Consider the following 20244-nt stretch of genomic DNA (forward strand, 5'->3'; position numbering starts at 1 on the left):
TTATTCGCTTTGACACCACACCTGACGGGTCACCACTGGCTCAAAGCCGACCGACAGGCAGTTGCGTGCGCTGGTGCTCTCTGGCATCACATCGGTGAACAGCAGCGTAGCGCCGTGCTCAATCGCATCGCGAATGCGTGCGTGCAGCAGCGCGGTTTGGCAGCCGTTGCCGCGCGCCGCTTCCTGCGTGAACGCATTGGCGAGTGTGGCGACGTCTTCATCGAGATAGGTGGTTGCCCATGCGCAGGGCGTGTCGCCGTGATAGGCGACAAAGCAGCGAAACGCGTCGGTGCAATACAGGTGGCGTTTGGCTTGCCAGATGGCATCACTGCATTGCAGGCCGGAGGTTTTCAGTAGCGCCAGAAAGTCATCGGCACGGGCTGAGGTCCAGCGCTCCACACGCACCCGAGAATGGGCGTTGCTGGCTGTGTAATCGCGGCTGCGCAGTTGCAAAAACTGATGGTTAAATTCGCGCTGGAATCCGTGTTCGCTCATCCAGTTGCGCAGGGTGGCGCTGTCGGCAGCGGGTGCGACACTGATCTCTGGTGCAGGCGTGTTGGCATACAGCGCGAGCGCTGTGGTTAACTGGCTGGCACTGGATTCGGCCTGAATCAACAATTGGTTGTCGTAGCGGCGCGTCGGGTCGATGTAGGCTTGATATACCCCGGCGTTGAGCACGCGCAGCTCACTGGGCGCATCGGTCGATAGCGTGCGCAGGTTATTAAACTGAAAGTAGCGCGCAAAAGCGCGGATATGCGTGGGCGATGTATGAGTCATGGGCTTACTTGGGGGGCGTTATTCGGCGGCGTTGAACGCGCGAGGGCGCTCAACCTGATAAGTGCTCAGCGCGCTTTGCACTTGCTCTTCGACTGTGGTGTCGCTGAACAGGAAATAACTCGGCGCGATGATGGTGGTGCTGGATTGAATCTGCACCTCAAAAATGTTTTTGATCGGGAAACGTTCGTCAGCCAGTTTGCGCAGCGCGTCAATGTAGTCGTGCCATTCGAGATCGTCGGGGCGCACAATGCGCGCTTTGCCGCTCAGCTTGTAGCCGCGCTGCTCAAACACATCAATCATCGAAACGCACACGTTCGGGTTGGCAAGAATATTTTGCTCGCTGACTGGCGAGGCGATATTGGCGATCAACAGGCGTTCGTCATCCCACAAGGTGAATATCTCTTTGGGCGACACATTGGGAACGAGGGTGTGGCTGACGGTAGCCAACCAGCACAGCACGCTGCTTTCGCAATAGGTGTTGAGGTCCATCTTCATCATTTTCTTCCTGAATTTGGGAACGGCGTCGGGCAGTCGTTATCCGACGGGTTGCTTATCTTTACAACTTGTTCACACAGAATCAATGTTGAACAGAAAATGCGCGAAAGCGCTATCAAACTGCATAAAAAATAACAATTTCCGCTAGAGATCAGGCAAGGCTTGCGGTAGTATCGCCGACCTTTTTTGCACAAGCGTGGGAGTAAGCAGATGTACATAGGGTTTGACTACGGCACGGCCAACTGTTCGGTCGCCAGCATGCAGGATGAGCATCCGGTGCTGATCCCGCTTGAGCGCGACAGTCTTTATATTCCGTCGACACTGGCGGCACCGACTCGTGATTCGGTGTCGGAGCATCTGTTCCGCCATCGCCACATCTCGCCTGCGGATGCGTTGGGTGAGCAACTGCTGCGCCGTTCGGTCGCAGCCAACCGCGATGAAGACATCGACCTGCAATTTGATGATGTGGTGTTTGGTCAGGCGGCGCTTGATCTCTATTTGTCGGACCCGCACGAAGTGTATTACGTCAAATCGCCCAAGTCGTTTTTGGGCGCGATGGGGCTGCACGACATTCAACTGCGTTTTTTTGAAGATCTGGTGTGCGCGATGATGGCCAACATCAAAACGCAGGCCGAAACGCGTGCCAATGCAGTGATTGATGATGCGGTGATTGGGCGTCCGGTCAACTTCCATGGCCGTGGCGGGGAAGATTCCAACCAACAGGCGGAAGCCATTTTGCGCCGCGCGGCGACACGTGCCGGTTTTCGTCATCTGGAGTTTCAGTTTGAGCCGGTGGCGGCTGGTCTGGAATATGAAGCGACCTTAAATGAAGACAAAACCGTGCTGGTGGTCGATATTGGCGGCGGGACCACCGACTGCTCGTTGATTCAGATGGGGCCATCGTGGCGCGGCAAAGCGGATCGCACTCAAAGCCTGATTGCGCACAGCGGTCAGCGTGTGGGCGGGAACGATCTTGATATTCATCTCGCGTTTAAACAACTGATGACGCCGTTTGGTTTTGGCAGCCAGACTCAAAGCGGGCTGGAAATGCCGATCACGCAGTTCTGGAACCCGATAGCGATTAATGATGTGAGCGCGCAAGCCAAATTCTTCGCCCGTGAAAACCTCGCGGATCTGAAGCGTTTGCACAAAGAAGCGCGTGAGCCAGAGAAACTGGCACGTTTGCTGGCGGTGTACCACGACACGCTTGGCTACAGCTTGGTGAAGAAAGCTGAAGAAGCGAAGATTGCGCTGTCGGAATCGGCGCAGGTGACGGCGCAAGTGAAGGTGCTGTCAGAGCTGCTGGAGGTCGATATTCAACGCGAAGCGATGATTGAAGCAATTGATGCGCCCAAAACCAAAATGATTGAATTGGTGACAGAAGCGGTGACGCTGGGTGGTGTGACACCGGATGTGATCTTCATGACTGGCGGTAGCGCACGTTCACCGATTTTACGTGCCGGGGTGGAGCAGGCGCTGCCCAATGTGCCGGTAGTGAGTGGCAACTACTTTGGCTCGGTGACCGCCGGCCTTGCGCGCTGGGCGCAGGTCTGTTTTCGCTGATGTTGAAAGCCTTCTTCGGAAGGCTTTTTTATGCCGCTTTCGCTCGTGATTGGCAGCAGAATCTCGTAACATAGCGGCATCTTCCCTTCTGTTTGGTGCGAAAACGACAATGACAAAGACCCGCATTCTGATCTCCGATTCTACCGACCCGTGGTTTAACCTTGCGGTGGAAGACACCATTTTCCGTGCCATGCCTGCGGACCAACGTGTGCTGTTTTTGTGGCGTAATGCCGACACGGTGGTGATTGGTCGTGCGCAAAACCCGTGGCGCGAGTGTAAAACCGAGCGCATGGAACAAGATCACGTCAAACTGGCTCGTCGTCAAACCGGTGGTGGTGCGGTGTTCCACGATTTGGGGAATACCAACTTCACCTTTATGGCGGGGAAACCGGAATACGACAAAGAAGTTTCGACCAACATTGTGCTGGCGGGGCTCAGAAAGCTCGGCATCAACGGCGTGGCCAATGGTCGCAATGACTTGGTGCTGGAAGATGAGCATGGCATTCGCAAGTTCTCCGGCTCTGCGTATCGTGAAACGCTGGATCGCGGTTTTCACCACGGCACGTTGCTGCTGAGCGCTGATCTGAGTCGTCTGGCGGATTACCTCAATCCAGACATCAAAAAGCTGCAAGCCAAAGGCATCACTTCGGTCAAATCGCGGGTGATCAACCTCAACACGGTGAAAGCCGACATTGAACACCAAGCGGTATGTGAGGTGATCATGCAGGCCTATTGCGAGCACTACCAGCAAGCGGTGGCGCCGGAGTTTATCTCGCCGCAGTCGTTTTTAGATTTACCGGGCTTTGAGCAGAAATTTGCGCTGCAAAGCAGCTGGGACTGGAACTTTGGCCAAACGCCACCGTTCACCCACAATATGGATGAACGGTTTGGTTGGGGCGGGGTGGATGTGTATCTGGACGTGGAACGCGGCGCGATTGTGCAAGCGACCATTTTCAGCGACATGCTCGACCCGTACCCGATGGAACAATTGGCGATGGCACTCAAAGGCCAAGGCTATCAAAAAGAGAGTGTGGCAGCGTGCATCGACCAGTTAATCGCCACGATGCCGCAGTACACCGACCCACTGCAAGATGTGAAAACCTGGTTGCTGACTCAGCTCGATTAAAACTGCCGATATCCATTCTGGGCGCGAAACACCGTGGGCGGTGGGCGCCCTGTGCTGATGTCAAACGCGTGTCTCAACGCCAAACGCATACGCAATTTTCGAAAGCATGATCAAGGTAAATCAGCGTCAATATACTGCTTTACGCGTTGTGAAATTTATTTTTTTGCGACGTCTCTCTCGTTATTTAAATAGCAATCGTTATTATTTGAAATCTCGCATATTCCACACATAAATATTTATCTGTTTACTTATATTTATTGAATGAATTAATGCTGTTTATTTAATGTACCAATCAATAAATAAGAAAATAAGAATTGATGGCCGTCAAATCATCCATCCACCAAATTCCGCACAATGCCTTGGTACACATAGTGCGGTCTTAACGTTGCTCTCTTATCTCGTCTTTGGGATTGATTCGAAATCTCTGTCTCACCATCGGATTCTGCGGTGATCTTCCGTGTTGATCTTGCCGGTGAGAGTGGTCAGTTATCTCTTTTCTTTATCATTAGATCGGTACGAATAAACCGGTTTTCTCGCGTCGATTTATTCAGAACACATTAAGGCTTGGCGCTAACAATCCCATTCAACGGTTATTAGGAATAGTTAGCCATGAGTCAAAATGGTAAATTTAATATGACCCGCCGTGACGCCTTAAAAGGCGGCTCTGCGCTCGGGGCACTGGCGTTAGTCGGCGGCACCATTTCACTACCGTTCTCAACCCAAGCTGTGGCCAAAGAAACGCCCGCTGCAGCGGATGAAAAAATCGTCTGGTCAGCCTGTACGGTGAACTGTGGTTCACGTTGCCCGCTGCGCATGCATGTGGTGGACGGCGAAATCAAGTGGGTAGAAACCGACAACACGGGCGATGATGTGTTTAACCATCACCATCAAGTGCGCGCGTGTCTGCGTGGCCGCTCCATGCGCCGCCGTGTTTACAACCCAGACCGCCTGAAATACCCACTAAAACGTGTGGGCAAACGTGGCGAAGGCAAGTTCAAGCGCATCAGCTGGGACGAAGCGTACCGCACCATTGGCGATAACCTTAAACGCATCATTCAAAACTACGGCAACGACGCCATTTACCTCAACTACGGCACCGGCACTCTGGGCGGCACCGTGACCAAGAGCTGGGATCCAAGCAGCACGTTGGTCGCGCGTTTGATGAACCTGTGTGGCGGTTACCTCAACCACTACGGTGACTACTCGGCGGCAAACATCGAGTGCATGTCGGAATACTTCTACGGCACCTGGATCACCACCAACTCAGTCGATGACATTCAAAATGCCGACCTGTGCCTGCTGTTTGGTAACAACCCAGCCGAAACGCGCATGTCGGGCGGCGGCCAAGTGCATAACTACGTTGATGCGAAAAACATCAACAAAACTCGCACCATCTGTATCGATCCGCGCTACACCGACACCGCAGCAGGCCGTGAAGATCAGTGGGTGCCTATCAAACACGGAACCGATGCGGCCTTGGTGGCGGCGATCGCACACGTGTTGATCACCGAAGACAAAGTCGACCAAGCGTTCTTGGATCGCTACTGCGTGGGTTACGACCGCGCCACGCTGCCAGCATCTGCACCGAAAAACGCCAGCTACAAAGATTACATTCTGGGCACCGGCCCAGACGGCTTGGCGAAAACCCCAGCATGGGCGCAGCCTATCACCGGGATTCCTGCCGACATCATCATCAAATTGGCACGCGAAATCGGCGAAGCCAAACGCATCTACATCTCGCAAGGTTGGGGGTTGCAACGTTCAGCCAACGGCGAGCAAGCGTGTAAAGCGATCATGATGTTGTCGCTGCTGCGCGGCCAAGTGGGCCTACAAGGCGGCGGTACCGGTGCGCGTGAAGGCGACCATTCCTACCCATTCGTGCGTTTCCCGAAAGTGGCCAACCCGATTGAAGCGTCAATCCCGATGTTCTTGTGGACGGATGCGATTTTCCGCGGCACCGACATGACCGATCTGACCGACGGCATCAAAGGGGTGAAACAGCTGAAAAATAACATCAAGTTTATCTGGAACTACGCCGGTAACTGCTTGATTAACCAGCACTCAGACATCAACCGCACACACCAAATCCTTCAAGATGAACAGGCGTGTGAAATGATTGTGGTGATCGACAACCACATGACGTCATCTGCCAAATATGCCGATATCGTGCTGCCAGACTGCACCACGTCGGAACAGTCAGATTTCTGTATGGATGGCGCGGCGGCGTCGATGCCGTACTTCATCTTCGCCAGTCAGGCGATTGAACCGCGTTTCGAATGCAAACCGATTTACGAGATGTTGTCGGGCGTGGCGAAAGAGATGGGCGTGTACGATGCCTTCACCGAAGGTCGCACGCAAGAAGAGTGGTTGCGTTGGATGTATGCGCAAACCGTGCAACAAAACAACGATCCCGATCTGCCATCGTATGACGCGATGCGCGAGCAAGGGATCTACAAGAAACAATTTGATCGTCCGTATGTGGCGTTTGAATCGTTCCGTCACGATCCGATTGCGAACCCGCTGCCAACCCCATCCGGCAAGATTGAGATCTACTCCGAAACGCTGGCCAACATTGCCGCGACTTGGGAGTTGGATGAAGACGAAAAAATCACTCCGCTGCCAGAATACGTGTCGACTTTCAACGGTTGGGATTCACCAGAACGTGCGGAATACCCACTGCAATTGACTGGTTTCCACTACAAAGCGCGCGCCCACTCGACCTACGGCAACGTGGATGTGCTCAAAGCGGCTGCGCCCCAAGAAGTGTGGATCAACCCCATGGACGCTGAACTGCGCGACATCGCCAACGGCGACTTAGTCAGCATTCGCAGCAAACACGGTGAAGTGCACATTCGCGCCAAAGTGACACCACGCATCATGCCGGGAGTGACCGCGCTGGGTGAAGGGGCGTGGTATGCGCCGAACCGTCAAGGCGTCGACCAAGCAGGCTCAATCAACGTGCTGACCACGCAACGTCCAAGCCCTTTGGCGAAGTCGAACCCAAGCCACACCAACCTGGTAGAAATCACCCTGATTAAGAAAATGGGAGCACAGTCATGAGCACCGCAAAGCAATATGGCTTTTACATTGATTCCAGCAAATGCACCGGTTGTAAAACGTGTCAGCTCTCTTGCAAAGACAACAAAGACCTCGGCATTGATCGCAACTTCCGCCGTGTGTACGAATACGTCGGTGGTAACTGGACGGCTGAAAATGGCGCGTTCCGTCAAAACGTGTTTGCTTACTACTTGTCTATCTCGTGCAACCACTGTTCCAACCCAGCGTGCGTGAAAGTGTGTCCGTCTGGCGCGATGCATAAACGCGATGAAGATGGCTTGGTGGTGGTGGATGAAAGCGTGTGCATCGGTTGTAAAAGCTGTCACATGGCATGTCCTTACGGCGCACCGCAATACAGCGAAGAGAAAGGCCACATGACCAAATGTGATGGCTGTTTCGAACGCGTGGCGCAAGGCTTGATGCCCGTGTGTGTCGACAGTTGCCCACTGCGTGCACTGGAGTTTGGCCCGATTGATGAGTTGCGTGCGAAATATGGCAGCAATGCTGATGTGGCGCCGCTGCCTGATTCACGCCTGACCAGTCCAAACCTGATCGTCAAACTGAATCCAAACGCTCGCCCAAGCAATGACCGTAGCGGATTTTTGCAAAATCCAAGAGAGGTGAAATGATGTTTTATGAAATTCCATTAGTCGCCTTTACCGTGTTGGCGCAAACCGCTGTGGGCGCGCACTTGACGGTCAATGGGGCGCAGTTGCTCGCTAAACCCAACGCACAAACGGTGGCGCGTTTGAACTGGGGCCGTTTTGCGATTTTGGTGGTGATGGGGCTGGGCTTTTTGTTCTCGACCACTCACATGGGCAGCCCGCTCAGAGCGTTTAACGCGTTCAACAAAGTGGGTTCGGCAGCACTCTCTAATGAGATTCTGACCGGCGCGTCCTTTCTGACCTTTGCTGGGTTGTACTGGCTGCTGACCGTGCTCAATGTGGCGGGTGCGGGCGTGCGCAAAGCGCTCAACGTGATCTCCATCGTGCTGGGTGTGGTGTTTATGTTTGCGATGGCGAACGTGTACCACATTGACACCGTACCTGCATGGCACACACCGCTGACCGTGTGGACGTTCTGGTTCACCGTGGTGACGCTGGGTGTGATGTTTGCCGCCGTGATCGTCAACGTGGCGGGTGTGGAAAGCCGCTGCGTGAGCCGCACACTGATGGCATTGGGCGTCAGCCTGATTCTGTGCCACTTGGCCGTCACCGCAATGCAAGTGCTGTACTTTGCCGGTTTGAGCACCGCGATCAACAGTGGCGTGGCGCACATCACGGCGCTGTCTGGGTCACTGAGCGCGCAATTAACCTTGACCGTGATTGCCGCGGTGATTTGGCTGCTGGCTGAGCTGAGCGCGCTCCCCGCGAACGCAAAACGCTGGGTGCTGATCATCGGTTTTGTCGCCCTGTTTGCGGCAGAAATCTTTGGTCGTAATGTGTTCTACGGCATGCATTTTACCTCCGGTTTGTACTAACGGAGTCGCTGGGCAAACCACGTGGTTTGCCCATGTTTTACTTACATCATTAGAGTGATTTATGTCATATACCCAACTCGAAGCCGTTGACCTAGGGACAGTGTTGAAGCTCTTTGGTGCGTTGTTTTACTACGCACCCAACCAATATCAGAACGCGAATCTCGATGTGATATTGGCGGAACAGGACGTACCGTTTGCCGCGTTAAAAACCGTGATGGATGCCTTTGGCTACTCGGAAGTGGACCTGTTACAAGCTGAACACGATCGCCTGTTTGCGGGGTTGGGCGACATGCCTGCGCCACCGTGGGGGTCGGTGTACCTCGACAAAGAAGCGGTGTTGTTTGGTGAATCGACAGTGATGTATCGTCAATTTCTGCGTGAGTGCGGCGTGGCGTTGTCCTCGCAGCAAAATGAGCCGGAAGACCAAATCGGATTGATGCTGATGGTCGCGGCGATACTGCTGGAAAATGACCAGCACGCGCAGTTCAAAGCCCTGTTGGGCGAGCATTTAATGCCTTGGTTTGGTTACTACATGGCGGAGTTTAAACGCGCGGTGGAATCACCAGCGTACGCGCTGTTGGCCGAACAAACTCAAGAACTTCTTCATTCGGTGTGTGAACGCGATGCGATTGTTCCGATCCAAAAAAGAAACTACTTCAACGCCATCCTGTGAGCCGGAGGTCGATCTCGGAAAACGACGTTTTCTGACCTTATCGACCTTCGCCCAGACGCCACCCCGTGCGGTGAGCCGTCAGGCCGCGCGTCCGCCCTTTGCGGTGGACGACGACCTGTTTGTGCGCCTGTGCGATGGATGCGGCGCGTGCGAAGTGGCTTGCCCGCAAGGTGTGATTGTTTTAGACCGCGGCGTGGCGGCGCTAGATTTAAGCTATGCCGCGTGTGATTTCTGCGGCCGTTGTCAGCACGCGTGCCCGACGATCGCGCTCTCCAATCCCCCCTCGACAACGGGGTTGGTGGCGTATGCCACCGACAGTTGCGACAACCTCAATGGCTACTGCGATAACTGCACCGACCGCTGCACGCATCAGGCGCTGATGTGGCAAGAGGGCGCGAAACCGCGTATCGATGCCACCGCGTGTGTCGGCTGCGGAGAATGCGCGGCCAGCTGTTTCACCAACGTGATTCAGTTGCGTCTGGCTGAGCAGTAGATCGCGCTTTACGGCGCGCGGCGAAATGTGGGTTCTTTTTCTATACTCAGAAAGGGGAAAGGACATGCGGAGGATTGTATGACCATGGAAACCCGCTTCGACCACTACTTACGCGATCATCATATTCCGTACCAACGTGTGGTGCACCGCCACAGCAATAGTTCACTGCACAGTGCGCATAGCGCCGCCATTCAGCCGATGCATTTGGCCAAAGGCGTGGTACTCGAAGATCATGATGGCAAACACTTAATGGCCATTTTGCCTGCAAACGCCAAGGTGAGTTTGCACGTGCTGAATGACGAATATCGGGCTACCTATCATCTGGTGAAAGAGCGCGATATTTATCGACTGTTCGATGACTGCGACCGCGGCGCGGTGCCACCCATCGGTGCGCCCTACCACATGAACATGGTGTGCGATCAGGCGTTGACTGAACTCGACCACGTGTACATGGAATCTGGTGATCACGAAACGCTGATTCGCCTCGACCGCCACGCGTTCAACCAACTCATCGGCCATAGCCGCTGCTTGCGCTTTGGCAGCGAACTCTTCCATTAAGCTAACCCACAAAACCGAGCGTCCGGCTCGGTTTTTCTTGGCCGATTTTCTCGGCATATTGTCTCAGCAGATTTCTGAACAGACCACGTCCTGTGATGGGTTGGGTTAAGGTATACTGACGCCGTTGTCATTCACCCAATATGAGCCAGCCTATGGACATCAGCTATCGCCAACTCAAAGCCTTTATCGCGCTGGCTGAAGAGCGAAATTTCACTTATGCCGCCGACAAAGTGCACATCACGCAATCGGCGCTGAGTCAGATGATGAAAAAGCTCGCCCAGCAGCTCTCGTGTGAACTCTTTGAGCGCAAAGGGCGCACCATTGTGCTGACGGAGGCCGGTCATCACCTCTATCAAGAGGCGCGTTTTATCGTCAATCGCTTGGAAAAACTGGTGCAGGAAAATCACGACCGTCAGCACGGTTATAACAAGTCGCTGGTGGTGTCCTCGCTCTACACTTTGTGTGCCTCACTGGCCCCCAAAACGCTCAATGATTTGAAGAAACGTTACCCAGATTTCACCTTTCGCCTCATCGAAGAGCGCGTCGACGACATCACGCATTCGGTGCTGGAGGGGCGAGCCGACATCGGCATTAATACCAACCCCAATCATCCGGATTTAAACTTTGATTTGCTGTTTCGCGACTCGCTGTGTTTTGTGTGTCGCGCCGATCATCCGTTGGCGGAACAACAGGACATCAGTTGGGAGCAAGCGCACCAATACGCCACGATTGGCGTGAGTCCGGGCAACAGTTTACGTACCTTGGCAGATGAGGCATTTTCACGCGTGGGGCTGACCTACGACCCAGAGTTCAGTGCTTCGCACACCTCGACGCTGCTGGGCATGATCGCCAGCGGGCTGGGGTCTACCATTTTGTCGTCGACCATCGCTGGGCTCAATGCAAGTGACACGATCCGTTTTATTCCGATTGTGCAGCCGGTGCAATTTCGTTTGGTGGGGCTTATCACGCGTAAAGACACGCAGCGCGCGTTGGTGGATGAGTTTGCGCTGATCCTGAAAAAGCATGTCAGCGACTCGACGTTGTGGGAGGCGGGGATGGCCATAAGTGAGCCTCGTTAAGAGGCTCACGTGATACGGTCAAATCTCTGGGGACAAGATTATAGCGTGACTCGGTTATAGGGGGACTCGATTACATGGGACCAACCGGCAGGCCCGTGAGCATGTAGAGCAAGAAACACGCGCCCCATACGCCAAACAGCACCAGTGCATACGGCACCATCATTGCCAGAAACGTACCGAATTTGACCTCAGGGTTGTACTTGGCGATGAGCGCCAACACCATCGGAATGTATGGATTGGTCGGCGAGATGATGTTGGTGGTGGAATCGGCGATGCGATAGCCCATTTGTGTCACTTGCGGGTCGACGCCAAGCAACATAAACAGCGGAATGAACACCGGCGCCATAATCGCCCACTGCGCCGAGCCGCTGAAGACAATCATATTCATCAGGCCAGCCAGCACCATAAACACGGCCATCATCGCGAGTTTGGGCATTTCAACCGACGATAACCATTCTGCGCCATTGACCGCAATGAAGATGGCCAAATTCGACCATTTAAACCACGCGATAAACTGCGCAATCACAAACACCAGCACAATGTAACCACCGACCCCTTTCAGCGCTTTGGCCATCAACTCCGGCACGTCACTCGCTTGTTTGATGGTGCCCGCTTTCACGCCATATACCACTGCGTTCATGATGAAAAACGCCATGATGATTGGAATGATGCCGCTCAAAAATGGTGAAGGCACCAAGCCGCCCTCAGCATTACGCAGCGGAGAATCACTGGGCCACAGGAGGGCAAACAACGCGGCGATGAATAGCAGCGATGCCAACCCCGACCATTTCAATGCGGTTTTTTGCTGCGCCGTGATGGTGAAAGATTGTTGGGTGGTGGCTTCGTGCGCCACCATTTTGTGGGCAAAACGCGGCTCGATGTATTTGTCGGTCAACAGCGTGCCCGTCACGACCAGAATTGGCACCGAGATCAGCATGAAATACCAGTTTGCCGCTGGGCTCACTTCCACGTAGGCCACAATGTTGGAGGCTTCGGTGGTAATGCCTGATAGCAGCACGTCCGTACCGGCAATAAACACGTTGGCGGTAAAGCCAGCCGCGACGGCCACGAAACCGGCCGCAATACCGACAATTGGGTTGCGGTTGGTGGCGGCGAAAATCAGGCCAGCCAACGGCGGCACCAGAATAAACGCCGCGTCAGAGGCGAGGTTGCCGATGATGCCGGTGATGAAAATCGAGGCGGTCACGTACTGGCGTGGGGCGTTGAGCAGCGATTGTTTGATCGCGCTGTCGGCCAAGCCCACTTCTTGCAGTAACCCGACAGCGAGCATCATGCACAGCACCAGTCCCAGTGGTTTAAACGAGACGAAGTTGTTGACGGTGGATTTGAGGATGTATACCAGCCCTTCGCCACTGAGCAGGTTTTTGACGTGCACCAGCTCGCCGGTGGCGGGATGGGTGACGCCACCGCCGCCTATCGACAGCAGCCAAGAGAGCGCCATCACGCCCAAGCACAGGAAAATAAACAGGTAAAACGGGTGGGGCACTTTATCCCCGAATCGCTCAATGCGATCGATCATCGACGCGCGTGGCGCCGCTTTTTGTGAAAGTACGGTCGACATTGCTAGGACACTCCTTGTGTAACGAGGGGAGTCACTTCCCCTCATGCGGTGTTAGTGTTTTTCAATTAAATGGATGAAATAGGCAGCCCCAATGGGAAGTAAATTGTCATTAAAATCATAGGCTTTATTATGCAGGCCCACGCCGCAGGTGCCGTTTTCGCCCGCCCCGTTACCCAGAAAGCCGTAGCAGCCGGGTACTTGGTTGAGGAAGAAGGCGAAATCTTCGCTGGTTAGCTTGGCCTCGCAGCTCGGATTCACGTGCGCGGCGCCGACAGTTTTCTGCGCCGCCACAATGGCTTGCGCTGTTTCTTCGGCGGTGTTGACGGTTGGTGGATGTGAGATGGGGCCGAGTTTGAATTCAGCACGCATACCATGCGCTTTGGCGCTGTGTTCCACCAGTTGGGCGAGGCGTGCCACCAAACTGTCGCGCGTCGTTTGATTGAGCGTACGGAAGGTGCCGTTCATGTGCGCCTGATCCGCAATCGCGTTGGTGGTTTCGCCGCAGTGCAGTTGCGTGACGGACACCACCAGCGGATCAAACGGGTCGTAGCTGCGGCTCACCATACCTTGAATGCCCTGATAAATATGGGTGGCGACCAGCAGCGGATCTTGCGTGAGGTGCGGCAATCCTGCATGGCCGCTTTGGCCGTTGATGGTGACAAACAGGCGATCCGAGCTGGCCATGATGGGGCCGGTTTTAAACGCAAAATGCCCCGCGGGTATGCCCGGCATGTTGTGCAGCGCGTAACAGGCATCAATTGGGTAGCGCTGGAGCAGGCCATCGCCAATCATGGTTTCAGCGCCGCCGCGCCCCTCTTCCGCCGGTTGGAAAATCAGCACCACTCGGCCGCTGAACTGGCGCGAATCCGCCAGATAACGTGCTGCTAGCAACAGCATCGTGGTGTGACCGTCGTGGCCGCAGGCGTGCATTTTGCCGTCGTGGCATGACCGATGCGCGAAGGTGTTCTCTTCGTGAATCGGCAGGGCATCCATGTCGGCTCGTAGGCCAATCGACGGGCCATCGCCCAGCGCGCCGTGAATCACACCGACCACGCCGGTTTTTCCGAAATCCGTGCACACCTCATCCACGCCGTAGCGGTGTAGCTCTGCGGCTACCAACGCCTGCGTGTGGTTCTCTTCGAAACCCAGCTCTGGGTGTTGGTGAATGGCGTGACGAATGCGAATGGCATCTGGAATCCAAGGTGTTAAAACATCAATCGTGTTCATACTGCTCCCCTTTGTTTGGGTTAGATTTAACACGATTGAAACATTTCAAACAAACCCGATTACTACTCAAACTATTAGCCATGCTAATAGTTGATGCATGAGGCGGTGAAGTGATAGCGATTGGACGCGATATAGATTGGAAGTGATGCAGGTGTGAATTACGGAAGGGCGTGCTGAACGCGCTGAAAGAGACAACCGGGCTGAAGGCCCGGTTGTGGTGGTGTCAGGATTCGTCCCGGTTATCGTGTGGACGGCGACGTTGCTCGGCTTTGGCTTTCCAATGTTCTTGCTGATCGTACGCTTCGTCACATAAATCGATGGTAAAGCCCATGTCGCGCACCTCTTTTAAGGTGAGGTTGTCGGCAATGTGGGTCACCTGACCAGATTGATTGCGCAGTTCCATGATGCCTCCTTTGGCTGGGTCTGAGCGTTGGGATGTCCAACAACAGGGTAAGTATAGGCAAAGTGGGGCGGGTTATGGCGCAACAAAAAAGGGCAAGCATGCGCTTGCCCTTGAGGGGGGTTGTTCTCGCACAAGCGTGCGAGTCGGGCGTCTATTGGCCCAGCGTGTGCGCAGCTAGAATCGCGGCATACACGTTGTCGGCAGTGACCGGGAATGGCATGTTGTGAATGGTTTCGCCCTCTGCAGTAGAGGCTTCCGCCACGTCACGCAGTTTGGCGTGATTGATCTCTTTCACGCCCATGTCAAACAGGTTGGTGGGTAGACCGACCGAGCGGCAGAACGCCAAAACGGTGTTGATTTCGGCCATGTCGGCATTTTCCAGCACCAATTGCACCAAGGTACCGAACGCCACTTTTTCGCCGTGGTACAGGTGGTGACACTCTTCAAGTTTAGTCAGGCCGTTGTGAATGGCGTGCGCGCCCGCTAGGCCGCTACTTTCAAAGCCGATGCCGCTTAAGTAGGTGTTGGCTTCAATGATGTTTTCCAGTGCTTTGGTGCTGACACCATTTTCAACCGCCGCTTTCGCTTTCAAGCCATCTTCAAGCAAGGTTTCGTAACACAGTTTTGCCAGCGCTTGCGCTGAGCGAGTGGCCAAACCGCCAGCCATGGTGGCTTTGCCTGAGGTCATATTGGCGCGTGCTTCAAAGTAAGTGGACAGCGCATCGCCCATGCCGGACACCAACAAGCGCACAGGCGCTTTGGCAATCACGGAGGTGTCCATGATCACCATGTCTGGGTTTTTCGGGAACATCAGGTATTCCGCGAATTCACCTTCTGGCGTGTAAATCACGGCCAAGGCTGAGGTAGGGGCGTCGGTTGATGCGATGGTCGGTACCACAACCACTGGAATTTTGGTGTAGAACGCGACTGATTTGGCGGTGTCGAGAGTTTTACCGCCGCCAACACCCACAATCACATCGTGTTTTTGTGTCGCACACAAATCGGTAATGCGTTCAATTTCAACGCGGCAGCATTCGCCGTGAAAAATGTTCATGCTCAGCGGTAGTTTTTCGCTCGCAAAGCTCTCTTTCACGGTATCACCCACCAAGTTCATCACGAACTCATCAGCAATGACCAAGGGGTGTTCGCCGAGGGTTTTGACATAACTCGCGATAGCGCTAAGGACTTGTTCACCTTGCACGTATTTACTTGGGCTAATAATAATTTTATCCATGATTTCAAACCTTTATTTTTATTTGTGGTTGTTTTTTTGCTTCAGCGCGGTGCGTTGAAACCATGGGTTCATCTTAGAGTCGAGTGCGGATCCGAGAAAAGCGATCGCGCTGTTTGTCGGTGGCTTTTATGATCGGGGTGACAAACTGACGGTTGGAACGGAGGCGGTTTCCGGCGCTTTATGCCCGCGATCACCTTTCCCGTAGATTTTGGTTTTTTAGTTCCATTATGAAACGTAAAAACCAAAAATTTTGTTCCAAATCGAAACGTAAATACTTTTGTTGAGGCTTGGATTTCTGCTCTTAAGATGAATCTACCCCTACATAAAACTTGAAACTTGAATGAGAGCAGAATGATGAAAAAGCTAATCAATAACGTAGAAGACGTCGTCCTTCAGCAAATGGAAGGGCTGGCTCTGTCTCGTCCTCAACTGAAAGTCAATTATGAACCCCGCTACATGTGGCATGAAGAAACGCCAGGACACGTGGCATTGGTGTCCGGTGGTGGCTGTGGTCACGAACCGCTGCACGCGGGCTTCATCGGTAAAGGCATGTTGACCGGGGCTTGTCCGGGTGAAGTATTTACCTCGCCCACGCCGGATCAAATGTACGAATGTGGCAATCAAGTCAACACCGGTGAAGGCGTGCTATTTATCATCAAAAACTACACAGGTGATGTGCTGAACTTTGAAACAGCGGTGGAGCTGCTGCACACCGATGGCATCAAAGTGGGTTCCGTGTTGGTGGATGACGACGTGGCCGTAAAAGACAGTTTGTACACCGCAGGTCGCCGTGGTGTGGCGGGCACTGTGCTGGTGGAAAAACTGGTGGGTGCGGCTGCGGCCAAAGGGTACTCGCTGGAGCAGTGTGAAACGTTGGCGCGCCGCGTGAACAACCATTGTCGCTCGTTTGGTGTGGCATTGAACGCGTGTGTGGTGCCTGCTGCGGGTAAACCGTCGTTTGTTTTGGCCGATGGCGAAGTGGAATTTGGCGTGGGCATTCACGGCGAACCGGGCATTAAACGCATTCAATACACCACGGCAGATGCGCTGGTGGATGAGATGTTTGCCGAATTGGTGGAGAACACCCCATATAGCCGCACGCTGCGGATCTGGAACCGCGCGGAGAGCGATTGGGATGAAGTGGAATCCACCATCGAATCCTTTGCCGCCGATCACGATTACATCGCGCTGGTGAACGGCATGGGCGGCACGCCGATTTCAGAGCTGTATGGCGTGTATCGCCGTTTGGCGCACAACTGCGATCAAGCAGGCTTCCGTATTGTGCGTAACCTGGTGGGCAACTTCTGTACCTCGCTCGACATGCAGGGCGTTTCAATCACCTTGCTCAAAGCCGATGCTGAAATGCTGGCGCTGTTTGATGCGCCGGTCGATACCGCTGCGATGAAATGGTAAGGGAGACACATCATGCACATTGAGAAAAAACACATTCTGAGCTGGCTGGAGCTGTGCGCGAAAACCTATCAGGAAAACCAAGAATTTTTGACCGATCTCGACCGCGATATCGGTGATGCGGACCACGGCCTCAACATGAACCGTGGCTTTAAGAAAGTGGCGGAAACCTTGCCGAAAGTGGCAGAGCAAAACATTGCGACCATTTTGAAAAACACCGGCATGACTTTGCTGTCGAGTGTAGGCGGTGCCAGTGGCCCGCTCTACGGCACGCTGTTTATTCGCATGGCGGCGGCCGTGGGCACCCGCGAACAACTGACGTTTGAAGAGCTGATTGATGCGCTCAAAAGCGGCGTTGATGGTGTGGTGTCGCGCGGCAAAGCGGAACTGGGTGATAAAACCATGTGCGACGTTTGGCTGCCGGTGCTGCAAAGCATCAAAGCGTCATTGGCGCAGGGCCAAAGCCCAGATCACCTGCTGAGTGAGATGGTGGAATTGGCAGAACACAACGCCGTTGCCACGATTGAAATGCAGGCCAAAAAAGGCCGCGCCAGCTATTTGGGTGAACGCAGTGTGGGTCACCAAGATCCCGGTGCAACATCTTCACTTCTGATGATCAAAGCATTGCAACAGGCAATTGCGGGGAACTAAGCAGGGTATTGATATGGTGGGAATTGTAGTTGTATCTCATAGTCGACGTCTTGCAGAAGGGGTGGCCGAACTGGCCACCCAGATGACACAAGGCAAAGTCAATTTGGCGATTGCGGCGGGCATCGATGATCCGGAAAACCCAATCGGCACGGACGCGATTGCCGTGATGGGCGCCATTGAACAGGTGTGCGATGCGCAGGGCGTGGTGGTCTTGATGGATCTCGGCAGCGCGCTGCTCAGCACTGAGATGGCACTGGAACTGCTTGATGAGTCGATTCGCGACAAAGTCACCTTGGTTGCCGCGCCGATTGTGGAAGGCACCATGGCCGCCTCCGTCGCGGCGGCGGCAGGGTTGCCCATGGCGACGGTGGTTGAAGAAGCGCGTCAGGCCTTGAGCGTCAAACAAGCGCACTTGGGCGAAAGCGTGGCGATGGCGGCAGAAGCCGAAGCTGCCACGCCGAACGTAGTGCTGGCGAACGACGCGCAGACGTTTGAATGGCACGTGAAAAATCCCCATGGTTTACATGCCCGTCCGGCGGCGGCAATCGTCGGCGCATTGGCTGACGTAGACGGCGATGTGTGGTTGCAAAAAGGCGATCAGCGCGTGAGCGCTCGCAGCCTCAATAGCATTGCCAAATTAGGTGTGCGTTGCGATGACGACATCACCTTTGTGGCCACGGGCGCGCAAGCGGCTAACGCGGTTGAGCGTTTTCGCCAACTGGCGCAAACCCACTTTGGTGAAGCCGATGCCGTGGCGCGTGGCGTAACGGCAGACGCTCAACCCGAGACGTCAACCACGCTAGATGCCCCCGCGGTGGCGGGCGCGGTGAGCGGATTGAGCGTCAATGAAGGTATTGTTTCGGCCCCCGCGGTGCTGTTTACGCACTCGATGCCCGCGGTGCCTGAACGTGACGCCCGTGATGCGGCGTCTGAAATTGCGCACGTGAAGCGCGCCATCGACACGGTTGCAGCGCATTTGGATCAGCAGGCCAAACGCCCACATGGCGATATTTTTGCGGCCCACAGCATGATGCTGCGTGACCCCGAATTGTGGCAAGCGGTTCAAGCGCGCATTCAAGCGGGCGCGATTGCCGAACGCGCATGGGCTGACGCGCTGCAATCATTGGCAGACGATTTTCGCGCGGCCGATAGCCAATACATGCGTGAACGTGAAGCCGACGTGCAGGACATTGCGCGTCAGGTGATGATGGAAATGACCGGCGAGCCTGCGGCTGCAGTGGCGATTGAACAGCCGAGCATTCTGCTGGCGCGTGATTTAATGCCATCAGATGTGGCGGGGCTGGATACGGCCAAAGTGCTGGGGATTTGTTTGAGTGAAGGCGGTAAAACCTCACACAGTGCCATTTTGGCGCGCGCGATGGGTATTCCGGCGCTGGTCAAAGCGCATGGCTGCTTAGAGCAGGTCACCCCAGGTCAAATGGTGACATTGGATGGGTTTGCTGGCTTGCTGTGGTTTGCACCCTCTGCGGCGGTGAGCGCGCAATTAGCGGCGCAGCGTGATGCGTGGCAAACCGAGCAACATCAGGCCAAACAGCGCGCGCTGCAACATGCGTCCACCACCGATGGCATTTCCGTCAGTGTGCTGGCCAATATCGGCGGCCCGGACGATGTGCGTAAAGCGCTCGACAGCGGCGCCGAAGGCGTGGGGCTGTTTCGCACCGAATTTCTGTTCCAACGCAGCGATAGTTTGCCAACCGAGCAGGAGCAGTTTGATGTGTACTGCGACATCGCAGCCGCATTGGGCGACCAACCGCTGACGATTCGTAGCTTAGATGTCGGCGGCGACAAACCGTTAGCCGCATTTCCTATGCCAAGCGAAGACAACCCGTTTTTGGGCGTGCGCGGCGTGCGTTTATGCCTGAAACACCCCGAGCTGCTTGTGACGCAGTTGCGTGCCATCCTGCGCGCTCACCAGCAGCATCGTAACATTCAATTGATGATTCCGATGGTTGCGCGGGTTGACGAAGTGCGCCAAGTGAAAGCGTTGCTCCAACGCGAAGCCGATGCACTGGGTTTGGATGCCAGCACGCTACCCGTCGGCATCATGATTGAAGTGCCGGCGGCGGTGTTGAATGCGGATGCGTTGGCGGCGGAAGTGGATTTCTTCTCCATCGGCACTAACGATTTAACCCAGTATGTGATGGCGGCAGATCGCGGTAATACCGAGCTGACCGACCTCATCAACTACTTTGACCCTGCGGTCTTGCGTGCGATTGAAATGACCTGCGCCGCTGGCGGAAAAGCGGGCATACCGGTGAGTATGTGCGGGGAAATGGCGGGCGATCCGAAAGCGACGCAGCAACTGCTCAACATTGGGCTGCGTAAATTCAGCGCCAGTGCGAGCCTGTTGCCCGCCCTGAAAGCGCAGATTCGCCAAACGGCGGTGATGAAATAACGCGACCTGAACGCGATCAC

General features: G+C 54.8%; 18 protein-coding genes. 12 read left to right on the plus strand and 6 right to left on the minus strand.

Translation table 11 applies throughout. The annotated features are described in order from the left end of the window. Together ACF8PK_RS11375 and ACF8PK_RS11380 are read right to left on the minus strand one after the other, a co-directional pair. Complete coding sequence (locus ACF8PK_RS11375) at positions 1-777, minus strand: GNAT family N-acetyltransferase (RefSeq protein WP_158108237.1); 777 nt, start codon at positions 775-777, stop codon at positions 1-3. Positions 778-795: 18 nt separating this feature from the next. Continuing rightward, a complete protein-coding gene (locus ACF8PK_RS11380; RefSeq protein WP_158108236.1) occupies positions 796-1275 on the minus strand; it encodes a pyridoxamine 5'-phosphate oxidase family protein in 480 nt (159 codons plus the stop codon). A gap of 207 nt (positions 1276-1482) precedes the next feature. Here ACF8PK_RS11380 and yegD point away from each other — a divergent pair, with 207 nt between their 5' ends. The 9 genes from yegD (at position 1483) to ACF8PK_RS11425 (ending at position 11301) form a co-directional block, all read left to right on the plus strand. Then, complete coding sequence (gene yegD / locus ACF8PK_RS11385) at positions 1483-2835, plus strand: molecular chaperone (protein WP_014257807.1); 1353 nt, start codon at positions 1483-1485, stop codon at positions 2833-2835. 109 nt (positions 2836-2944) lie between these two features. Further along, entirely contained in the window at positions 2945-3961 is a 1017-nt protein-coding gene (locus tag ACF8PK_RS11390; protein ID WP_158141641.1) for a lipoate--protein ligase, read from the plus strand. 609 nt (positions 3962-4570) lie between these two features. Then, on the plus strand, positions 4571-7021 hold the full coding sequence (locus ACF8PK_RS11395) for a DmsA/YnfE/YnfF family dimethyl sulfoxide reductase (RefSeq protein WP_014257805.1): 2451 nt from the start codon (positions 4571-4573) through the stop codon (positions 7019-7021). Continuing rightward, the gene (locus tag ACF8PK_RS11400) at positions 7018-7647 is read left to right on the plus strand and encodes a DMSO/selenate family reductase complex B subunit (protein WP_004727470.1); all 630 of its coding nucleotides are present in this window, start codon (positions 7018-7020) and stop codon (positions 7645-7647) included. The genes ACF8PK_RS11395 and ACF8PK_RS11400 overlap by 4 nt, the downstream gene beginning before the upstream one ends. Continuing rightward, a complete protein-coding gene (locus tag ACF8PK_RS11405; protein WP_004727471.1) occupies positions 7647-8498 on the plus strand; it encodes a DmsC/YnfH family molybdoenzyme membrane anchor subunit in 852 nt (283 codons plus the stop codon). Before ACF8PK_RS11400 ends, ACF8PK_RS11405 begins: the two co-directional genes overlap by 1 nt. Before the next feature lie 61 nt (positions 8499-8559). Continuing rightward, the gene (locus ACF8PK_RS11410) at positions 8560-9171 is read left to right on the plus strand and encodes a molecular chaperone TorD family protein (protein WP_392441363.1); all 612 of its coding nucleotides are present in this window, start codon (positions 8560-8562) and stop codon (positions 9169-9171) included. Beyond that, on the plus strand, positions 9128-9664 hold the full coding sequence (locus tag ACF8PK_RS11415; protein ID WP_392441364.1) for a 4Fe-4S dicluster domain-containing protein: 537 nt from the start codon (positions 9128-9130) through the stop codon (positions 9662-9664). Before ACF8PK_RS11410 ends, ACF8PK_RS11415 begins: the two co-directional genes overlap by 44 nt. 78 nt (positions 9665-9742) lie before the next feature. Next, positions 9743-10222, plus strand: coding sequence for an aminoacyl-tRNA deacylase (locus tag ACF8PK_RS11420; protein WP_172562667.1), 480 nt, complete (start codon positions 9743-9745; stop codon positions 10220-10222). A 152-nt stretch (positions 10223-10374) separates the two neighbouring features. After that, on the plus strand, positions 10375-11301 hold the full coding sequence (locus tag ACF8PK_RS11425; protein ID WP_014257800.1) for a LysR family transcriptional regulator: 927 nt from the start codon (positions 10375-10377) through the stop codon (positions 11299-11301). Between the two features lie 70 nt (positions 11302-11371). On the opposite strand, the gene ACF8PK_RS11430 is transcribed toward ACF8PK_RS11425, so the two are convergent. From ACF8PK_RS11430 to ACF8PK_RS11445, 4 genes are all read right to left on the minus strand, one after another. Beyond that, a complete protein-coding gene (locus tag ACF8PK_RS11430) occupies positions 11372-12883 on the minus strand; it encodes an AbgT family transporter (protein WP_143679718.1) in 1512 nt (503 codons plus the stop codon). Between the two features lie 51 nt (positions 12884-12934). Then, the gene (locus ACF8PK_RS11435) at positions 12935-14110 is read right to left on the minus strand and encodes a M20 aminoacylase family protein (protein WP_392441367.1); all 1176 of its coding nucleotides are present in this window, start codon (positions 14108-14110) and stop codon (positions 12935-12937) included. A gap of 223 nt (positions 14111-14333) precedes the next feature. Further along, positions 14334-14513, minus strand: a complete 180-nt coding sequence (locus ACF8PK_RS11440; protein WP_004727478.1) for a hypothetical protein — start codon at positions 14511-14513, stop codon at positions 14334-14336. 151 nt (positions 14514-14664) lie between these two features. Further along, positions 14665-15747, minus strand: coding sequence for a glycerol dehydrogenase (locus tag ACF8PK_RS11445; RefSeq protein WP_004727479.1), 1083 nt, complete (start codon positions 15745-15747; stop codon positions 14665-14667). 354 nt (positions 15748-16101) lie between these two features. Between ACF8PK_RS11445 and dhaK the strand changes: the two genes are divergently transcribed. From dhaK to ptsP, 3 genes are read left to right on the plus strand one after another with little or no spacing between them, the layout of a single operon-like run. Next, on the plus strand, positions 16102-17160 hold the full coding sequence (gene dhaK, locus ACF8PK_RS11450) for a dihydroxyacetone kinase subunit DhaK (protein ID WP_038152285.1): 1059 nt from the start codon (positions 16102-16104) through the stop codon (positions 17158-17160). Positions 17161-17172: 12 nt separating this feature from the next. Next, a complete protein-coding gene (gene dhaL / locus ACF8PK_RS11455) occupies positions 17173-17808 on the plus strand; it encodes a dihydroxyacetone kinase subunit DhaL (RefSeq protein ID WP_283513485.1) in 636 nt (211 codons plus the stop codon). A 13-nt stretch (positions 17809-17821) separates the two neighbouring features. Next, a complete protein-coding gene (ptsP, locus tag ACF8PK_RS11460) occupies positions 17822-20224 on the plus strand; it encodes a phosphoenolpyruvate--protein phosphotransferase (RefSeq protein WP_392441370.1) in 2403 nt (800 codons plus the stop codon). Positions 20225-20244 lie beyond the last annotated feature (20 nt).

Origin of the sequence: Vibrio sp. CJQ_6 (genome assembly GCF_043106745.1) — a bacterium.
Classification (GTDB): Bacteria; Pseudomonadota; Gammaproteobacteria; order Enterobacterales; family Vibrionaceae; genus Vibrio; species Vibrio furnissii.

Coding starts and splice junctions, on each gene's coding strand:
- ACF8PK_RS11375 (WP_158108237.1), bottom strand. CDS start 777: ATGACTCATACATCGCCCACGCATATCCGCGCTTTTGCGCGCTACTTT.
- ACF8PK_RS11380 (WP_158108236.1), bottom strand. CDS start 1,275: ATGATGAAGATGGACCTCAACACCTATTGCGAAAGCAGCGTGCTGTGC.
- yegD (WP_014257807.1), top strand. CDS start 1,483: ATGTACATAGGGTTTGACTACGGCACGGCCAACTGTTCGGTCGCCAGC.
- ACF8PK_RS11390 (WP_158141641.1), top strand. CDS start 2,945: ATGACAAAGACCCGCATTCTGATCTCCGATTCTACCGACCCGTGGTTT.
- ACF8PK_RS11395 (WP_014257805.1), top strand. CDS start 4,571: ATGAGTCAAAATGGTAAATTTAATATGACCCGCCGTGACGCCTTAAAA.
- ACF8PK_RS11400 (WP_004727470.1), top strand. CDS start 7,018: ATGAGCACCGCAAAGCAATATGGCTTTTACATTGATTCCAGCAAATGC.
- ACF8PK_RS11405 (WP_004727471.1), top strand. CDS start 7,647: ATGTTTTATGAAATTCCATTAGTCGCCTTTACCGTGTTGGCGCAAACC.
- ACF8PK_RS11410 (WP_392441363.1), top strand. CDS start 8,560: ATGTCATATACCCAACTCGAAGCCGTTGACCTAGGGACAGTGTTGAAG.
- ACF8PK_RS11420 (WP_172562667.1), top strand. CDS start 9,743: ATGACCATGGAAACCCGCTTCGACCACTACTTACGCGATCATCATATT.
- ACF8PK_RS11425 (WP_014257800.1), top strand. CDS start 10,375: ATGGACATCAGCTATCGCCAACTCAAAGCCTTTATCGCGCTGGCTGAA.
- ACF8PK_RS11430 (WP_143679718.1), bottom strand. CDS start 12,883: ATGTCGACCGTACTTTCACAAAAAGCGGCGCCACGCGCGTCGATGATC.
- ACF8PK_RS11435 (WP_392441367.1), bottom strand. CDS start 14,110: ATGAACACGATTGATGTTTTAACACCTTGGATTCCAGATGCCATTCGC.
- ACF8PK_RS11440 (WP_004727478.1), bottom strand. CDS start 14,513: ATGGAACTGCGCAATCAATCTGGTCAGGTGACCCACATTGCCGACAAC.
- ACF8PK_RS11445 (WP_004727479.1), bottom strand. CDS start 15,747: ATGGATAAAATTATTATTAGCCCAAGTAAATACGTGCAAGGTGAACAA.
- dhaK (WP_038152285.1), top strand. CDS start 16,102: ATGAAAAAGCTAATCAATAACGTAGAAGACGTCGTCCTTCAGCAAATG.
- dhaL (WP_283513485.1), top strand. CDS start 17,173: ATGCACATTGAGAAAAAACACATTCTGAGCTGGCTGGAGCTGTGCGCG.
- ptsP (WP_392441370.1), top strand. CDS start 17,822: ATGGTGGGAATTGTAGTTGTATCTCATAGTCGACGTCTTGCAGAAGGG.